The organism is Mycobacterium sp. (assembly GCF_049673265.1).
In the GTDB taxonomy this organism is placed as follows: Bacteria; Actinomycetota; Actinomycetes; order Mycobacteriales; family Mycobacteriaceae; genus Mycobacterium.
Genome location: NZ_JBATXN010000595.1, coordinates 1 through 1,843 on the forward strand (window position 1 = coordinate 1; position 1,843 = coordinate 1,843).

Consider the following 1,843-nt stretch of genomic DNA (forward strand, 5'->3'; position numbering starts at 1 on the left):
AGGGGTAGGCAAGACTGTTGAATGTCTTTGGGCAGCAACAACACTGCCGGACCGCCCGCTTGTGCGGCAGCAATGGCGGCCGGCAGCGCCGAGACGATGTCCGCGGGCGTCAACACCCGCCGGCAAAAGACCGACACTGCCGAAAACAATGCCTCGGCGTTCAGCGAACCGTTGCGGCCGCTGGTGTCTTGAAAGCTGCCACGACCATCCATGGTGGTCGCCGGTTGGCCCACCAGAGCCAATACCGGTACCCGGCTGGCGAATGATTCGCCCAATCCCGGAATCAGATTCAGCGCTCCCCCACCGGACGTCGCCGCCACTACACCTATGCCCGCGCCGCTGCGACTGTATCCATCGGCCATCGTGGCGGCGGAGAACTCGTGCTTGGCGAGCACCGCGGTGATATCCGACCGGAAATAGGCGGCGTCGTAAAGATCTTCGATGTTGGCCCCGTCGACCCCGAAGATGTACTCGACGCCGATTCCCGCGAGTTGCCCGACGATGTGGTCGACCACTCGGTGATTTCTCGGCATACCAGGTACACGACTCCCGGGCGGCTTGGGTTCAGGACCTCGGAGAAATGAACCAGCCAGCGTTGTTAACCGTGTTAACGCAGGGACCCACGGATAGGGAGTCATGCCGCCTGTGTTCACCGACCACCAGCAGAGCAAACCAGACGTCGTCGTCATTGGCGCCGGGCCGGCCGGTCTTGCTATCGCACGCGAGCTGCAGCACCGCCACCGGATTTCGGCGCTCGTCGTCGACAAGGCAGCAGCCCCTGCGGTTTCGTGGCGGAATCGCTACGACAACTTTCGCCTGAACACCAATGGGTTCTTGTCGCACCTTCCGGGCCAGCGAATTCCTCTGACGGCCGGGCGTTGGCCAACCAAAGAGGACATGGTCCGCTACTTCGATCGCTACGTGCGGCGGCAAAACATCACGCTTGCGCTCGGATGTGAGGTCACCCGCATCGACCGTGCCGCCGGGGGGTGGCTGATCGACACGCCATCGGAGCAAATCCGCACACCAGCCGTCGTGCTGGCCACCGGCAAGTACCACACGCCCGTCGTCCCGCCCTGGCCCGGCTTGAGCGGTTTCACCGGTCAGGTCGTGCACTCCGGCGACTTTCGCAACGCTTGGCCGTTTCGGGGCCGCGACGTTCTCGTTGTCGGCGCAGGCAATTCCGCCGCTGACATCGCGGTGCAACTGGCTGACGACGGCGCGCGCAAGATCTGGCTGGCGGTGCGCACCCCGCCACATCTGGTGCGGCGCGCCATCGGGCCGATCCCGTCGGACGTCTTCCTCGAGCTCTCCGCGCGAGTGCCCGCGCGGATGGTCGATCCGCTGATCGCGCAACTCAATCGTCTGCTGTTCGGCGACCTTTCGGTTTACGGATTCGGTCGGCCGCCGCTGGGACTGAAGGCAACGGTGGAGCAGCGAGGCCGCATTCCGACCCTGGCCGATGAACTCGTCGACGCCGTCCGCGCCGGCCGGGTTGAGGTGGTCGCCGCGGTGGCGGCCGTCGAGCGGCGCCGGGTGATCCTCGATGACGGCACAGCTGTAACACCTGAGGTGATCGTTGCCGCAACCGGATTCAGCACCGATCTCGACGACCTGGTCGGGCACCTCGGAGTTCTCGACGAGCACGGCGACCCGCACGGCGGTTTTAGCTCAGACCTCGGCAATGGGATGTTCGCGATCGGTTATGGCATACCACCCAGGGGCCCGCTGCGGGCGATCCGCCTGGCCGCAACGCCATTGGCCGATCAGGTCGCGGCATACCTGGCGGCCGGGTCGCACACCGCCGACCGGGCTGAGCGTTCGGCAGCGGTTTAAGGGGACT

The 1,843-nt window shown here is 65.3% G+C and carries 2 protein-coding genes; one reads left to right on the forward strand and one right to left on the reverse strand.

Translation table 11 applies throughout. From position 1 onward, the window contains the following. A partial coding sequence (locus tag WBF82_RS20130) for a thiamine pyrophosphate-binding protein (protein ID WP_424384697.1) occupies window positions 1-533 on the reverse strand: 533 nt, incomplete at its 3' end. Between the two features lie 103 nt (window positions 534-636). Here WBF82_RS20130 and WBF82_RS20135 point away from each other — a divergent pair. Beyond that, window positions 637-1,836, forward strand: coding sequence for a flavin-containing monooxygenase (locus WBF82_RS20135; RefSeq protein ID WP_424384698.1), 1,200 nt, complete (start codon window positions 637-639; stop codon window positions 1,834-1,836). Window positions 1,837-1,843: the final 7 nt, after the last annotated feature.

Coding starts and splice junctions, on each gene's coding strand:
- WBF82_RS20135 (WP_424384698.1), top strand. CDS start 637: ATGCCGCCTGTGTTCACCGACCACCAGCAGAGCAAACCAGACGTCGTC.